The sequence below is a fragment of the Blastococcus aurantiacus genome (assembly GCF_900102425.1).
GTDB classification, from domain to species: domain Bacteria; phylum Actinomycetota; class Actinomycetes; order Mycobacteriales; family Geodermatophilaceae; genus Blastococcus; species Blastococcus aurantiacus.
The window spans coordinates 587,097-601,862 of the sequence record NZ_FNBT01000002.1; the positions used below are offsets into that span (position 1 = coordinate 587,097).

Below are 14,766 nucleotides of genomic sequence, written 5' to 3' on the forward strand. Positions count from 1 at the left end.
GCCAGGGTGGCGTGCATGGACTACAAGCACCTCGGCCGCAGCGGCCTGACGGTCTCCCGCCTGTGCCTCGGCACGATGAACTTCGGCTCGCGGACCGAGGAGTCCGCCTCCCACGAGATCATGGACCGGGCCCTGGCCGAGGGCGTCAACTTCTTCGACACCGCCAACGTGTACGGCGGCGAGGCCGGCAAGGGTCGCACCGAGGAGGTCGTCGGCAGCTGGTTCGCCCAGGGTGCCGAGCGGCGGGAGAAGACCGTCCTGGCCACCAAGGTCTACGGCAACATGAGCGACTGGCCCAACGACACCTTCCTCTCGGCCCGCAACATCGTGCGCGCCTGCGAGGCCTCGCTGCGCCGGCTGCAGACCGACTGGATCGACCTCTACCAGTTCCACCACGTCGACCTCCGCTCGCCGTGGGAGGAGATCTGGCAGGCCTGCGAGACGCTCGTCGCCCAGGGCAAGGTGCTCTACGTCGGCTCGTCCAACCACGCCGCCTGGCAGATCGCCGCGGCCAACGAGGCCGCGGCCCGCCGGAACTTCCAGGGCCTGGTCAGCGAGCAGTCGCACTACAACCTGCTCACCCGGCACGTCGAACTCGAGGTGCTCCCGGCGGCGAAGCACTACGGCGTCGGCATCATCCCGTGGAGCCCGCTGGCCGGTGGCCTGCTGGCCGGCGTCCTGGAGAAGGCCGAGGAGGGACGGCGGGCCGACGAGCGCACCCAGAAGCGGGTCGCCAAGCTGCGCCCGCAGCTCGAGCGGTACGAGGAGTTCTGCCGGGAGATCGGCGCCGCCCCCGCCGACGTCGGCGTGGCCTGGCTGCTGCACCAGAAGGCGGTGACCGCGCCGATCATCGGGCCGCGCACCATGGAGCAGTTCGAGGGCGCCCTGACGGCGCTGCACCTGCAGCTGACCGACGACCAGCTGGCTCGGCTCGACGAGATCTTCCCGGGCTACAAGGCCGCGCCCATGGAATACGCGTGGTGAACCTCGTAGAGGGGGGCCGCGCCGAGCCGGCTCTCCAGCAGTAGCACCTCGCCGACCGGCCAGGCGGGTCCGCGGTACCCCGCCAGCCGGTCGGTCAGGGTTCCGTCCGCCGCCCGGCGGGGCGGCCAGCGCCCCAGCGTGAGGTGTGGCCGGAAGGGCCGGTCCTCCACCGGCAGGTCCAGCCCGCGCGCCAGCCCGGCCAGCCCGCCGGCCAGCGCGCTCAGCGCGCCGACGTCGCCGTCGACCCCCGCCCACGCAACCGACGGACGGCGCAGCGAGCCGAACCGCCCGGCACCCGCGAGCCGCAGCCGCATCGGCGGCGCGGCGCCCACCACGGGCGCGGCACCGGCAGCGAGGGCCGGCAGCACCTCCCGGGGCACGGCACCGAGGAAGAGCAGCGTGAGGTGCCAGCGCTCCGGCTCGGTCCAGCGCGGGGCGCCCGGCAGGGCGCGCACCGGGTCGAGCGCCAGCCGCAGGTGCGTGCGCGCGGCCTCGGGCGGGTCGACGGCGAAGAACAGCCGGGCCGGGGTCAGTCCCCCACCGCCAGCCCGGCCGCCTGCAGCGCCGCGAGCAACCGGAGCCGCTCGACGTCGCGGGCCCTGCCGGGGGGCCCGGTGGCCAGCGCGTGCGGCACGCCGAGCATCCGCGCCGCCTCGGTCAGCACGTCGTCGTAGGCGGCCTGCAGCGCCCGGCGCCGCGCCATCGGCGCACCCGCGGGGACGAGCGCCAGCTGGCGGCGCAGCCGGCGGACATCCGCGGCCACGGCCTGCAGCGGCCGCCGGTCCAGCGGGGGCGCGTGGCGTGCACGGCGGCGGGCGGCGCGCTCGGCCAGCCATCGCTCGGCGGGACCGAACCCGACCACGACGGCGCAGAGCGCGGCGAACGGGAGCCCGAGCAGGAGCAGCGAACCGGCCATGGCGTCTCCGGACCGTGACGGAGGGACGGCCCGACGGTACCCGCGGATCAGCCGCCCGACGACGTGGACTGCACGCCCGGCGCCTGGGCGGCCACGACCTCCTCGGCGGCGCGCTCGGCCGGCGGGGGGACGGCGCGATCGCCCACGTGCAGGCGGACCCACGGCCGCTGGGGCAGCCGCTCCAGCCGCACCGCGCGGCCGCGGGCGAGGAGCGCGCCGGCGGTCCCGGCGGCCAGCAGCACCACTCCCCCGCCGAGCAGGAGACCCCAGCGCGGCCCCATGTGCTCGGCGATGACCCCGATGAGCGGCGCCCCGACCGGCGTCCCGCCCATGAAGCACATGAAGTACAGCGCCATGACCCGGCCGCGCATCTGCGGGTCCACGCCCAGCTGCACGAAGCTGTTGTTGGCGACGCTGAACACGAGCGCCGCAGCACCGGTGGGCACCAGCAGCACGCCGAACGAGACGTACCCCGGCATCAGCCCGGTGACGATGGTCAGCACGGCGAAGACCAGGGCGGAGCCGATGAGGAAGCGGCGTCTCGGCCGACGGCTGCGGCGCGTGGAGAGCAGGGCTCCGCTCAGGGAGCCGACGGCGAAGACCGTGGCGAGGAGGCCGAAGGCCTCGGCGCCCAGGCCGAACTCGGCGCGGGCCATGAGTGCGATGGTGATCTGGTAGTTGAAGCCGAAGGTGCCCACGACGAAGGCCAGGCCCATCGCCAGCACCAGGTCCCGGTGCGCCCAGGCGTAGGTCACCCCTGCGCGCAGCTGCCCCTTGCCCCGGGCGACCGGGGTGCTGGGCCGCAGCTCCTCGGCGCGCATGGAGGCCAGCGCCAGGATCGTGAAGCCGAAGCTGGCCGCGTTGATGAAGAAGGCCGGCGCGGTGTTGCCCGAGGCCGCGCCGATGAGCAGCCCGGCCACCGAAGGGCCGACGAGCCGGGCGCCGTTGAAGATCGTCGAGTTGAGGCTGACGGCGTTGGTGAGCAGCTCGGGGCCGACCATCTCCGAGACGAACGCCTGCCGGACCGGCGCGTCGATGGCCGCGGCCGCGCCCAGGCCGCTGGCGAGCACGAACACGTGCCACAGGGCGACGGCGTCGGTGACCACCAGGACGGCGAGGGTCAGCGCGAGCAGGCCCATGGCGGCCTGGGAGATCTGCAGCAATCTCCGCTTGGGGTAGCGGTCGGCGAGCACCCCGCCGTAGGGGCTCAGCAGCACGGTGGGGGCGAACTGCAGGGCGGTGACCAACCCGAGAGCCATGCCGCTGTCGTCGGTGAGCTGCAGGACCAGCCAGTCCTGGCCGATCCGCTGCATCCAGGTACCGGTCTGGCTGACCAGGTTGGCCGAGGCGTACCGGCGGTAGTTGCGCACCCGCAGGGCGCGGAACATGCCCCCGTCCGCGGTGCGCTCCGCAGCGCTCACCCGCCCGCCAGCTCGTCCATGATCGCCGCCGCGTCGCGGAGCACCGCCCGCTTCTCGGGGCTGAGCTCCTGCAGCCGGCCGGACAGCCATGCCTCCCGGGCCCGACCCTCGGCCGCGAGCAGCTCCTCGGCCGGACCGGTCAGCCCGAGCACCACCTGCCGCCCGTCGGTGGGGTGCGGCGTGCGGGAGAGCAGCCCCATCCCCTCCAGCGCGACCACGACGCGCGTCATCGACGGCGGCTGGACCCGCTCGTGCGCCGCCAGCTCCCCCGGGCTCATCGGACCGTGCCGCTTGAGGGTCGACAGGGCCGACAGGTGCGTGAGCGTGACCGACGTGTCGACCCGCTGGTTGCGCAGCCGGCGCGAGAACCGCATGACCGCCAGACGCAGGTCGTGCGCCAGCGCCGCGGTGTCCAGCGTGGTCCGGGTCACATAGTTAGCCTACCTCACTAACAACCCCGGCCCCGTCCACGCACGAGGGCCCCGCAGATCAGACGATCTGCTGGATGGGTTCGAGCGCGAAGTAGACGACGAACATCGCCGCGATGATCCACATCAGCGGGTGGACGTCCCGGATGCGCCCGACGACCGCGCGGAGCAGCACGTACGCGATGACACCGGCGCCGATGCCGTTGGTGATCGAGTAGGTGAAGGGCATCAGGGCGATGGTGAGGAACGCCGGGATGACCAGCGACATGTCGTCCCAGGTGAGGTACCGGATCTGGGTGATCATGAGAGCACCGACGATCACCAGCGCCGGCGCGGCGGCCTCTGCCGGGACCACGCCGACCAGCGGCGTGAAGAAGACCGCCACGAGGAACAGCAGGCCCGTGACGATGCTGGCCAGGCCCGTGCGGGCGCCGTCGGCGACACCTGCGGTGCTCTCGATGTAGGTGGTGTTCGACGAGACGCTGCCCGCGCCACCGGCCGCGGCGGCGATCGAGTCGACCAGCAGCACCGGCTGCGACTTCGGCAGGTTGCGCTTCTCGTCGAGCATGTCGCCCTCGGCGCCCACGGCGGTGACGGTGCCGACGGTGTCGAAGAAGTCGGCGATCATGATCGAGAAGACGATGAGCAGCGCGGCGACGATGCCGATGCGCTCGAAGCCTCCGAACAGCGAGAAGTTGCCCAGGAGGGAGAAGTCCGGGCTGCTGACGACGTCGTCGGGCAGCACGGGCGCCTGCAGCCACCAGCCGCGCGCGTTCTCGCCGGCCTCGCTGAAGCGCGGTCCCACGTCGGCGATCGCCTCGATGACGATGGCGAGCACCGTCGTCGCCACGATCCCGATGAGCAGCGCGCCCTTGACCTTGCGGACGACGAGCACGGCGCTGAGCAGCAGGCCGACGACGAAGACGAGCATCGGCCAGCCGGCCAGCTGACCCTGGTCGCCGAAGCTGATCGGCGTGCCCTGCCCCGCCCGGACGATCCCGGCGTCGGCCAGGCCGATGATGGTGAGGAAGAAGCCGATGCCGACGGCGATCGCCGTCTTCAGCTGGGCGGGGATCGCCTCGAACACCGCACGGCGGAAACCGGTGAGCACGAGAACCGTGATCAGCAGGCCCTCGAGCACGATCAGGCCCATGATCTCCGGCCACGACAGCTGGGTGGCCGCGAAGACCGCGACGATGGCGTTGATGCCCAGCCCCGTCGCGAGCGCGAACGGGTACCGGCCGACGACGCCCATGAGGATCGTGAGGGCACCGGCGAGGAGGGCCGTGACGGCGGCGATCGACTCGAAGGAGAGGACGGTTCCTTCGACGTCGGCACCCTGGACGCCGTCGGGGCCCACGATGCTGGTCAGGATGATCGGGTTGAGCACCACGATGTAGGCCATCGTGAAGAAGGTGGTGAGCCCGCCCCGGACCTCGCGGGTGACCGTCGAGCGCCGGGCGGTGATCTCGAAGTAGCGGTCCAGGCCGTTCTTCGGCTTCGCCCGCGGGCCGTCGCTGCGGCGCGACCCGGCGGGTGCGTCGGCGGCGACGTCGGCGGGCGTGTCGCCCGCGGTCGAGCGGGGCAGGTCGGCCATGGCTGTACTCCCGGGGCGTGCGGCGGCGGTCGAGCGGCGACAGAGTGCCACAAGATCGTTCGACTCTCGCGGTCGCCACGGGTCGGACGGCGTCCGCGCTCTAGAGTCGAGGCGTGCCGACGCCGACGAAGCAGGCCCCGCCCCCGCTGCAGGTGGACACCGCCCGGGTGGTCATCGCCGGCATCGGGTTGTGGGCGGTGGCCCTCGTCGTCGTCCTGCTGCTGGGCGACCGGGTGGACCGGATGTGGACCTGGACCTGCCTCGCCGCCATCGGCCTCGCCGTCCTCGGCCTCGGCATCATGCGCTGGCAGGGCCAGCTCGGCCGCAAGGACTAGTCGGTCAGGACGTCGTAGGTGCCGGTGTCGTAGCGCGCGGTGTGGACGACCTCGGTCGGCTCGACCACGACCAGCGTCGCCTGGCTGTGCGCCCCGCAGCCGTAGTCGGCCGTGACGACCCGCCCGTCGGCGGGGGCGTAGCCGTTGCCGCACGCGCCGACGCGCTGGCGCAGCGACCCGGCCAGCGGCAGCCAGAAACCGCACGTGGCGCACGGACCGGGAGCGGAGCGGGCCATCGCGGAGCCGGGACCGAAGTCGCCGTCGGCCCAGCGGGTGACCGCCTCGCCGCGACCCTCGGCGGACATGACCCGCTCCCGGCCCAGGCCGAGCTCGAAGGCGACGATCCGGCCCTCGGGGTCGTCGGCGGAGTCGTCGTCGGCGGTGTAGGCCGGCACCAGCCGCGGGTCGTCCTCGGTGGAGGGCAGCACGTCGCCGACGGAGAGGTCGCCGGGACGCAGCCGCTCGTGCCACGGCACCCAGGCCGGCGCCAGCAGCGCCTGCTCGCCGGGCAGCAGCACGACCTCGTCGACGGTGATCTCGTCCTCGCCGGGCACCGCGGCGACCGTGACCGCCCAGTGCCACCCGACGTAACCGGGCAGCCGGCTGGCGAAGGTGTGCGTCGCGGTGGCGCCGAGCACCTCGGCCGGCACCTCGCCGGTGGCCGGGACGGCGATCTCCGGCTCGATCCCGAGGTGCTCCCCCACGACGGCGGGATCGCCGGCCGTCTCCGCCGCCGCGGCGCGCGCCTGCTCGACCGCCGCCGCCTCCGTCAGGGAGACGGGGAGGGAGGAGGCGGACCGGGAGGACGCAACGGGATCGGACACGTCGCCCATCGTCCCAGAGGACGTGGGCCCGCGGGACCCGGACCCTCCGCGAGGCGACGGGCCGTCCTGCCAGGTCGGTGCGGCACCATGGAGCAGTGCCTGCCTCCCGTCGTCCGGTGCCACCGCCGCCGGACCGCGCGGACACCACGCCCCTGCAGCGACCGCAGACGACGCCGATGCCCGCAGCGGACTCCGGATCGACCCGCGTCACCGTCACCCGCGTGGCGCTCTCGCGCAGCCGCGAGCTCTCCCGCGCCGCAGCGCGCCGCGTGCAGGCCGCCAGCCAGGCCGACGGCGCCGACGCCAGCGGTCTGAGCCGGCTGCTGTGGGTCAACGCCCTGCACATGGCCGGGGACGCGCTCATCGCCGTCTCGCTGGCCGGCACCCTGTTCTTCGCCGCCACGACCGACGCCCAGCGCGGCAACGTGGCCCTCTACCTGCTGGTCACGATGGCGCCGTTCGCGGTGCTCGCCCCGGTCATCGGCCCGCTGCTGGACCGGCTGCAGCGCGGCCGGCGGTGGGCGCTGGCGGCCAGCTCGTTCGGCCGCGCGGTGCTCGCCCTGTTCATGGCGGCGCACTTCGACGACCTGCTGCTGTACCCGGCGGCCCTCGGCGTCCTGGTGTTGTCCAAGGCGCACAACGTGCTGCGCGCCGCCGTCGTCCCCCGCGTCCTGCCGCCGGCCCTGTCCCTGACCTCGGCCAATGCGCGGCTGTCGGTCTTCGGGCTGGCGACCTCGGGCGTGGCCGGCGCGATTGGTGCCGGGGTGGCGTGGGCGCTGGGCTTCCCGCCCGAGCTGTGGCTGACCGCCGCCGTCTTCGCCGTCTCCGGGGTGCTGGCCGCCCGGCTCCCCCGCCACGTCGACGTCCCCACCGGGGAGCAGCCCGCGGACGTGCTGAGCACCGCGGAGATCCCGGTGGCCGGGCGGCGCCGCCGCCGGGTGAGCCCGCACGTCGTCCTGGCCCTCCGGGCGACCGCGGCCCTGCGCGGGCTCACCGGCTTCCTCACCATCTTCCTGGCTTTCCTCGTCCAGGCCGAGTTCGCCGACGGGTGGTCGGCGACGCTGGCCCTCGGCGGCGTCGCCCTGGCCGCCGGTGCGGGCAGCTTCGTCGGCACCGCCGCCGGGTCGCGGCTGGGCGCGGCCGCACCGGACCGCGTCGTGCTGATCGCGGCGGGCACCGCGACGGCGGTCACCGTGCTGGCGGCGGTCTTCTACGGCTTCGGGATGGCCGTGCTCGTCGCCGGGGTCGCCGGGATCACCAACGCCCTGGGCAAGGTGGCGCTGGACGCGATCATCCAGCGCGAGGTGCCCGAGGAGCTGCGCGCGTCGGCCTTCGCCCGCTCCGAGACCGTGCTGCAGCTGGCCTGGGTCGCCGGTGGCGCGCTGGCGATCGCGCTGCCGACCACAGGCTGGATCGGGTTCACCGTCGCCGCGTCGCTGCTGGTGCTCGCCGTCGGCCTGGTGGTCTGGAGTCTGGTCGCCGGCCGCCCCTCCCCCGCACCGGTCTCGCCGGACGCCCCGACGACCCCGGTGGGACCGCAGTGGACCTGAGACGGACGACGGCGGCCGGCGTGCTGGTGGTCCTGCTCGGCGGCTGCGCCAGCGGGGACGACGGCCCGGGCGAGGTGCGGGTGCAGGTCGGCGCCCAGGACGTCACCGCCCAGGCCGTGCAGGGGTGCGACGACGGCGAGGAGGTCCGCTACGAGACCACCCCGCCGATCATCGAGGTGTCCCCCGACTCCGACATCACCCTCACGGTGCCGGAGTCGGTGGCCGAGCGCGGCTGGGGCGTGCAGGTCTTCGACGAGCGGCTCGAGGAGAAGCTCGGCACCGTCGACGTCCCCGAGGGCGAGGAGCGGTTCGCCGGCATCAACAGCTCCGACGTCGTCCCCCCGGCCTTCTACCTGCTCGTGGTGGAGGACAAGGGCGGCGACTGCGGCGTCTGGTCCCGGGCCTGGCCGGTCGGCTTCATCCGGGCCGGCGGCTGATCAGCTCTCCAGGTCGGTCGCGACGGCGCGCAGCACGGAGCCGATCTTGCGGGACTCCGCGCGGTCGGGGTGCCGGCCGTGGCGCAGCCCCTCGCCCACGTCGTCGAGCAGCTTGATCAGGTCCTCGATGATCGGGACCAGCTCGTCGGGCTTCTTCCGGCTCTTCGCGGCGACGGTGGCGGCCACCGACGGCAGCGGGTCCAGGACGCGCACCTGCAGCGCCTGGTCACCCCGCTTCCCCGCGACGATGCCGAACTCCACGCGCTGGCCGGGCTTGAGCTCGGCCGTGCCGGCGGGGAGGGCGTCCTTGTGCACGAAGACGTCCGGCCCGTCCTCGCGCGCGAGGAAGCCGAAACCCTTCTCAGGGTTGAACCACTTCACTTTCCCGGTGGGCACGTCAGATCCTCGGTTCCTCGCTGGCAGGACAAGCTCGGCTTCAGGTTAGTGCCGGGGCGAACTCCGGGACGACGCCGAGGCGGCCGAGCAGCTGCAGGAACACCACCGCGAAGTCGTTGCCTGCGACCTGCTGCTCCACCAACGGCCAGTCCACCTGCTCGCGGAGGGCCCGGGCGACCGGCAGCATCCGGGCGAAGTCGCAGTAGTGCTCGTCGAGCGCCATGAGCTTGGTGGTGAGGATGTCGGTGGCCGCCAGCACCGGCATGTGCACCGAGAGCACCGGCAGCACGTCGGCGCGGTCGATGAGGTCTTCCTCGACGGGGTGCCCGCAGGTGCGCCAGAGCACGTCGACGAAGACGTCGTCGCGCACCACCTTGAGCAGCCAGTCCTCGGCCGGGTCGGCCACCTGGAGGCCGGCGTCGGCGAGCACCTTCGCGGCGCGCTCGGCCTCCGCGGCGGGCACGAGGAAGTCTGCGTCGTGGTCCGGCTCGGGGGCGCCGCGCACCCACGCGGCGTAACCCCCGCACAGAGCGAACGGCACGCCGCCCTCCTTCAGCGCGACCGCGGTGCGCTTGAGGAGGTCGCGGACGTTGTCGCGGAGGTCGTCGATGGCGAGGCTCGGCACGGGCTGCTGCTACCCGCTCCCGGCGGGATACGCACGGTAGATCGCATCGGGGCCGGGGCACTGCACTCCCGTGCGCATCGCGAGCTTCAACATCCTGCACGGCCGCTCCCTCGACGACGGGCGGGTCGACGTCGACCGGCTGGCCGGGGCGGTGAAGGCGCTGGACGCCGACGTGCTGGGCCTGCAGGAGGTCGACCGCGACCAGCCCCGGTCCCTGCACGCGGACCTGACCGCCGTCGCGGCCGAGGCGATGGGTGCGGTGGACTCCCAGTTCGTCGCGGCCCTCTCGGGCACCCCGGGCGGCACCTGGATGGCGGCCACCGGCGAGGAGCAGCCGGGCTCGGCGAGCTACGGGATCGCGCTGCTGTCGCGCTACCCGGTGATCTCGTGGCGGGTCGTCCGGCTCCCTGCGCTGCGGGCCAGCGTGCCCCTGTGGTCGCCGCAGACCCACCGCCCGTTCCTGGCCCAGGACGAGCCCCGGGTGGCGGTGGCCGCCGTCCTCGACGGCCCGTCGGGCCACTTCACCGTCTGCAACACCCACCTGTCGTTCATCCCGGGGTGGAACAGCGCGCAGCTGCGCCGGCTGGTGCGCTCGCTGGAGGGCACCCGTGAGCCGCTGCTGCTCATGGGGGACCTCAACATGCAGCGGCGGCAGGCGGCGCGCTCCAGCGGCCTCACCCCGATCGCCTCGGCGCTCACGTTCCCGGCGGACCGGCCCGCCCGGCAGCTGGACCACGTGCTCGTGCGGGGACCGGTGCGGGCCACGGGCCCGGCGGAGGCGGTGCAGATGCCGCTGTCGGACCACCGCGCGCTCGTGGTGCCGTGCGCGATCGGCTGACCTGCGGACACGGGTCGCGCCGCGGTGGCCCCCGGTAGATCATGTCGCCATGGCACGCACCGGTTCGACGCGCATCTTCACCCTGCTCGCCACCGTCGTCCGCGTGGTGGCATCGGTGATCGGCGCGCTGATCATCGCCCACGCGGTGTTCGTGTTCTTCGAGGCGAACCCGACCAACCCGCTGGTGGAGTTCACCGCGAGCATCCGGGACAGCTTCGGCTGGTTCACCAAGGACCTGTTCCAGCCCGACGACGCCAAGATCGGCGAGACGATCAACGACGCGCTGGCCGCCCTGATCTGGGTCGTGGCCGGCAACCTGGTCTCGAAGCTGATCGTCCGGCTGGCGCCCACCTCCAGCGCGAAGGCCTGAGGCGGGCGCCGCCCGGTCAGCGGTTCTCGGGGAGCTGCACGCCGGCCCGGTTGGGCTTGTCCGTGGGGTGCGCGTAGCGGACGAGCTCGACCGGCATGGGGAAGTTGTGGTCCTGACCGAACGGGGAGAGGCCGCCGGCCACGGACGCGGAGAGCTCGGTCAGCGGCGGGCCGCCGTCCTCGGACTCGCCCCAGGTGGGCTCGACCAGGTGGGCGTTCTTCGAGCTGCGCTTGGACATGGCACCCATCTTCCCCGATGCCCCGCCCGCACCGCACGGCGCCGCTCCCTGGGCCCGTCGTAACGTGGACCGGATGCCCACCGCCCCTCCGCCGACGCTCGCCGCCTGGCTGCGCACCCGCGACGACGCCCAGCTCGGTGCCCTGCTGGCCGCACGTCCCGACGTCGCGCGCCCGGCGCCCTCGGACGTCGTGGCGCTCGCCTCCCGGCTGGCGGTGCCCGTGTCGGTGGACCGCGCGCTGGACGAGCTCGACGCCGGAACCCTCCAGGTGCTTGACGTGGTGCTGCTCGCCCCGACCGACGGCGTGGCACCCGAGGACGTCGTCGCGGCACTGCCCGAGGTGCCCGAGGACGTGCTGGCCCGGGCACTGACGACGCTGACCGACCGCGCGCTGCTGTGGGGCGACGACGTCCTGCGCGCCCCGGACCCCGTGCGCCGGGCGGTGCGGCACCCCGCGGGGCTGGGCCGCCGGGCGGTCGACCTGCGGGTGCAGCTGCCCGCCGACCTGCCCGCGGCGGTGGCGGCGCTGTCGGCCGAGGAGCGCTCGGTGCTCGAGCGGCTGGCCGGCGATCGCCCGGTCGGCCACCTGCCGGAGAGCGCGGCCGGCGCCGAGTCGCCGGCCCGCCGGCTGCTGCAGCGCGGTCTGCTGGCCCGCATCGACGCGCTGAACGTCGAGCTGCCCCGCGAGATCGGGCTGCACCTGCGGGGCGCCCGCCCCTACGGCCCGCCGCGGGTGCGCCCGGAGCCCGAGCTCCTCACGCGCGAGCCGAAGGCGGTGGACCGGCAGGCCGCCGGCGCCGCGCTGGAGTCGGTCGGCCGGATCGGCGAGCTGCTGGCCCTGCTGGAGGACGAGCCGGCCGGGCTGCTCCGCAGCGGCGGGGTGGCGGTGCGCGACCAGAAGCGGCTGGCCCGCGAGCTGCACGTCCCCGAGCCCGAGGCGGCCTGGCTGCTGGAGCTGGCCTTCGCCGCCGGGCTGCTGGACGTCGGCGGGCCGCACCGCGACGAGTGGCTGCCCACCCGGGCCTACGACGGATGGCGGGAGCAGGACCTCGCCGACCGGTGGGCGGTGCTGGCCGCGGGCTGGCTCGGCGGCATCCGGCTGCCGGCCCTGGTCGGGCAGCGCGACGTGGCCGGCAAGGCGGCCAACGCGCTCTCCCCCGACCTCGTGCGGCACACCGCTCCGGCGATCCGGCGCTCGGCGCTGACCGCCCTGGCGGCCTACCCGGCCGGGTCGGGGCTCGCCCCCGACGACCTGGTGGCGCTGCTGCGGTGGCGCACACCCCGGCGCGCCGACCGCCTCGCGCCGGTGCCCGGCATGCTGGCCGAGGCCGCACGGCTGGGCGTCCTGGTCAGCGGTGTCCTGTCCTCGGGCGGGCGCGGCCTGCTGGCCGGCGGCGAGGACGGCGCGGCGACCGGCATGCGCGGCCTGCTGCCCGAGCCGGTCGACCACGTGCTCGCCCAGCCGGACCTCTCGCTGATCGCGCCCGGCCCGCTGGTGGCCGAGCTGGCCGACACGCTCGCCGTCGTCGCCGACGTCGAGTCCTCCGGCGGGGCGACGGTCTTCCGGGTCTCGGAGTCGAGCGTCCGCCGGGCCCTGGACGTGGGCTGGTCGGCCTCGGACCTGCACGACTTCTTCACCCGCGCCTCGCGCACGCCGGTGCCGCAGGCCCTGGACTACCTGGTCGACGACGTCGCCCGGCAGCACGGCCGGCTGCGGGTCGGGGCGATCGAGAGCTACGTGCGCTCGGACGACCACGGGCTGCTCGCCCAGGTGCTCAGCGACCGGCGGACCGCGTCGGCCGAGCTGCGCCGCCTGGCGCCGGGAGTGCTGGTGAGCGGGCTGGCGGCCGACGAGGTGCTGACCGTCCTGCGCGACGCGGGGTACGCCCCCGCCGGGGAGAACCCGGGCGGCGCCGTCCTCACCCGGCCACCGGGCCGGCCGCGCGCCGCCGGACGGCGGCCCAGCGGCACCGAGGGCCCGTCCGCGCCGCGACCGCTGACGCCGGACGAGGTCGCGGCCACCGTGCGGGAGATCCGGGCCGGGGACGCCGCGGTGGCGGCCCGCCGCGGCGAGGCCGTGCGCCAGGTCCCGGGGGTGACGACGGCGTCGACGTTGGAGCTGCTCTCGCGCGCCGTGCGCGAGGGGACGCCGGTGTGGCTCGGCTACGTGGACGCGCAGGGCAGCGGCAGCCAGCGGGTCGTGCAGCCGGTCTCGCTGGTCGGGGGCTTCCTGCAGGGCTTCGACGAGCGACGGGGCGAGAGCCGCACGTTCGCGGTCCACCGGATCACCACGGTGGCCCTCGTCGAGGACGACGACGCCCTCCCCGGCTGACCGGAAACCGCTTCACTCTTCTCACGGATCCCGGAAGAATCCCTGCTCATCTCGATGTTGCGCCGACAGTTGGTTTCGGCAACTTCGCACATGACGCGGAGGTTTCCGACCGGTGACGAGGAGCAGACATGGCAGGACGACGGACGGTGGCCGACCGGCTCGCGGCGGCCCTGAGCGCGGTGCTCGGCACGACGGAGCTCCCCCTGCGCCTGCGCGGCTGGGACGGCTCGGTGGCCGGACCCCCGGGTGCACCCGTGCTCGCGGTGCGGTCGCGACGCGCGCTGCGGCGGCTGGTGTGGTCGCCCGGGCAGCTGGGCCTGGGGCGGGCCTACGTCGCCGGCGAGATCGACATCGAGGACGACGTCTTCGACACCTTCGCCGCGCTGCGCTCGGTGGGCCGGCTCGCCGAGAAGGGGCGGATGGTGCCGCCCACGGCGCGCGATCGACTGGGCCTGGTGGGCACGGCGCTGCGCCTGGGCGCGATCGGCCCCGAGCCGGAGCCCCCGGCGGAGGAGGCCGACCTGGGCCGCTCGGGCCGGCGGCACTCGCGCCGCCGCGACGCCGCCGCCATCTCCCACCACTACGACGTCGGCAACGACTTCTACGAGCTCGTGCTCGGCCCGTCGATGGTCTACTCCTGCGCGGTGTGGGCGTCCCCGGACACGGGGCTGGACGCGGCGCAGGAGGCGAAGCTCGACCTGGTCTGCCGGAAGCTGGGGCTGACCGACGGCGACCGGCTGCTCGACGTGGGGTGCGGTTGGGGCAGCCTGGCCATCCACGCCGCGCAGCGGTACGGCGCCACCGTCGTCGGCATCACGCTGTCGGAGGAGCAGGCGCAGCTGGCCCGGAAGCGGGTGGCCGAGGTCGGACTGACCGACCGGATCGAGATCCGGGTGCAGGACTATCGCGAGATCGACGACGGCCCCTTCGACGCGATCAGCTCGATCGGGATGTCCGAGCACGTCGGGCGCGCCGAGATGCCGCCGTACGCCCGGCGGCTGCACGACCTGCTGCGGCCCGGTGGGCGGCTGCTCAACCACGCGATCGCCTGGAACGCGGGGACGACGACGTGGAACCCCGACACGTTCATCGCGCGGTACGTCTTCCCCGACGGGGAACTGCTGGGGCTCGGCGAGACCGTGGGCCTGCTCGAGGACGGCGGCGCGCTCGAGGTGCTCGACGTGGAGGCGCTCCGGCAGCACTACGCGCTGACCCTGCGCGCCTGGGTGCGCCGGCTCGAGGCCGAGTGGGACGCCGCCGTGGCCGCGTCGAGCCCGGGGCGCGCGCGGGTGTGGCGGCTGTACATGGCCGCGTGCGCGCTGGCGTTCGAGTCCGGCGAGATGGGTGTCAACCAGGTGCTGCTCCGGCGTCCCGGTGGCGAGCAGCCGCCGCTGCGCCGGGACGCGTGGGTGTGAGGCCCCCGGCACACCCTCGTCCGGAAGGGCCCGTCGTCCCGCGGCGTTACCTTTGGCAGT

17 protein-coding genes are annotated in these 14,766 nt (G+C 74.6%); 8 read left to right on the plus strand and 9 right to left on the minus strand.

What is annotated here, in order from left to right; all coding sequences use genetic code 11:
• Nucleotides 1-15 precede the first annotated feature (15 nt).
• On the plus strand, nt 16-984 hold the full coding sequence (locus tag BLS70_RS06330; protein WP_091764759.1) for an aldo/keto reductase: 969 nt from the start codon (nt 16-18) through the stop codon (nt 982-984).
• On the opposite strand, the gene thpR is transcribed toward BLS70_RS06330, so the two are convergent.
• From thpR to BLS70_RS06350, 5 genes are read right to left on the minus strand one after another with little or no spacing between them, the layout of a single operon-like run.
• Nucleotides 951-1,517, minus strand: a complete 567-nt coding sequence (thpR, locus tag BLS70_RS06335; RefSeq protein WP_255362277.1) for an RNA 2',3'-cyclic phosphodiesterase — start codon at nt 1,515-1,517, stop codon at nt 951-953. The genes BLS70_RS06330 and thpR overlap by 34 nt on opposite strands.
• Nucleotides 1,514-1,900: a hypothetical protein gene (locus BLS70_RS21220; RefSeq protein ID WP_255362278.1), complete on the minus strand. Its 387-nt coding sequence runs from the start codon at nt 1,898-1,900 to the stop codon at nt 1,514-1,516. Before BLS70_RS21220 ends, thpR begins: the two co-directional genes overlap by 4 nt.
• Nucleotides 1,901-1,947: 47 nt before the next feature.
• A complete protein-coding gene (locus BLS70_RS06340) occupies nt 1,948-3,321 on the minus strand; it encodes an MFS transporter (protein WP_255362266.1) in 1,374 nt (457 codons plus the stop codon).
• Nucleotides 3,318-3,752 carry a MarR family winged helix-turn-helix transcriptional regulator gene (locus tag BLS70_RS06345; protein ID WP_091764761.1) on the minus strand — a complete coding sequence of 145 codons (435 nt, stop codon included), beginning with the start codon at nt 3,750-3,752 and terminating at the stop codon, nt 3,318-3,320. The genes BLS70_RS06340 and BLS70_RS06345 overlap by 4 nt, the downstream gene beginning before the upstream one ends.
• Nucleotides 3,753-3,810: 58 nt before the next feature.
• The gene (locus BLS70_RS06350; RefSeq protein WP_091764762.1) at nt 3,811-5,346 is read right to left on the minus strand and encodes an NCS2 family permease; all 1,536 of its coding nucleotides are present in this window, start codon (nt 5,344-5,346) and stop codon (nt 3,811-3,813) included.
• Between the two features lie 113 nt (nt 5,347-5,459).
• On the opposite strand from BLS70_RS06350, the gene BLS70_RS06355 reads away from it, so the two are divergent.
• Nucleotides 5,460-5,681: a DUF2530 domain-containing protein gene (locus tag BLS70_RS06355; protein WP_091764763.1), complete on the plus strand. Its 222-nt coding sequence runs from the start codon at nt 5,460-5,462 to the stop codon at nt 5,679-5,681.
• Here BLS70_RS06355 and BLS70_RS06360 read toward each other — a convergent pair.
• Entirely contained in the window at nt 5,678-6,514 is an 837-nt protein-coding gene (locus BLS70_RS06360) for a DUF3027 domain-containing protein (protein ID WP_091764764.1), read from the minus strand. The two genes, BLS70_RS06355 and BLS70_RS06360, sit on opposite strands and share 4 nt — an antisense overlap.
• A gap of 86 nt (nt 6,515-6,600) precedes the next feature.
• Between BLS70_RS06360 and BLS70_RS06365 the strand changes: the two genes are divergently transcribed.
• Together BLS70_RS06365 and BLS70_RS06370 are read left to right on the plus strand one after the other, a co-directional pair.
• A complete protein-coding gene (locus tag BLS70_RS06365; protein ID WP_255362268.1) occupies nt 6,601-8,055 on the plus strand; it encodes an MFS transporter in 1,455 nt (484 codons plus the stop codon).
• Complete coding sequence (locus BLS70_RS06370) at nt 8,046-8,492, plus strand: DUF2771 family protein (protein WP_255362269.1); 447 nt, start codon at nt 8,046-8,048, stop codon at nt 8,490-8,492. Before BLS70_RS06365 ends, BLS70_RS06370 begins: the two co-directional genes overlap by 10 nt.
• Here the strand turns inward: BLS70_RS06370 and BLS70_RS21700 are convergent, their stop codons facing one another.
• Nucleotides 8,493-8,888: a cold-shock protein gene (locus BLS70_RS21700; RefSeq protein ID WP_091764766.1), complete on the minus strand. Its 396-nt coding sequence runs from the start codon at nt 8,886-8,888 to the stop codon at nt 8,493-8,495. It lies immediately after the preceding gene.
• A gap of 40 nt (nt 8,889-8,928) precedes the next feature.
• Entirely contained in the window at nt 8,929-9,513 is a 585-nt protein-coding gene (locus tag BLS70_RS06380) for a hypothetical protein (protein WP_255362270.1), read from the minus strand.
• Between the two features lie 70 nt (nt 9,514-9,583).
• Between BLS70_RS06380 and BLS70_RS06385 the strand changes: the two genes are divergently transcribed.
• Nucleotides 9,584-10,351, plus strand: coding sequence for an endonuclease/exonuclease/phosphatase family protein (locus BLS70_RS06385; RefSeq protein ID WP_091764767.1), 768 nt, complete (start codon nt 9,584-9,586; stop codon nt 10,349-10,351).
• Between the two features lie 49 nt (nt 10,352-10,400).
• A complete protein-coding gene (locus BLS70_RS06390) occupies nt 10,401-10,721 on the plus strand; it encodes a hypothetical protein (protein WP_091764768.1) in 321 nt (106 codons plus the stop codon).
• Nucleotides 10,722-10,737: 16 nt separating this feature from the next.
• Here the strand turns inward: BLS70_RS06390 and BLS70_RS06395 are convergent, their stop codons facing one another.
• The gene (locus tag BLS70_RS06395; RefSeq protein WP_091764897.1) at nt 10,738-10,959 is read right to left on the minus strand and encodes a hypothetical protein; all 222 of its coding nucleotides are present in this window, start codon (nt 10,957-10,959) and stop codon (nt 10,738-10,740) included.
• Nucleotides 10,960-11,032: 73 nt separating this feature from the next.
• On the opposite strand from BLS70_RS06395, the gene BLS70_RS06400 reads away from it, so the two are divergent.
• Both BLS70_RS06400 and BLS70_RS06405 read left to right on the plus strand, forming a co-directional pair.
• Entirely contained in the window at nt 11,033-13,291 is a 2,259-nt protein-coding gene (locus BLS70_RS06400; RefSeq protein ID WP_091764769.1) for a helicase C-terminal domain-containing protein, read from the plus strand.
• Nucleotides 13,292-13,419: 128 nt separating this feature from the next.
• Nucleotides 13,420-14,706, plus strand: a complete 1,287-nt coding sequence (locus BLS70_RS06405; protein ID WP_091764770.1) for a class I SAM-dependent methyltransferase — start codon at nt 13,420-13,422, stop codon at nt 14,704-14,706.
• The last annotated feature ends 60 nt before the right edge of the window (nt 14,707-14,766 follow it).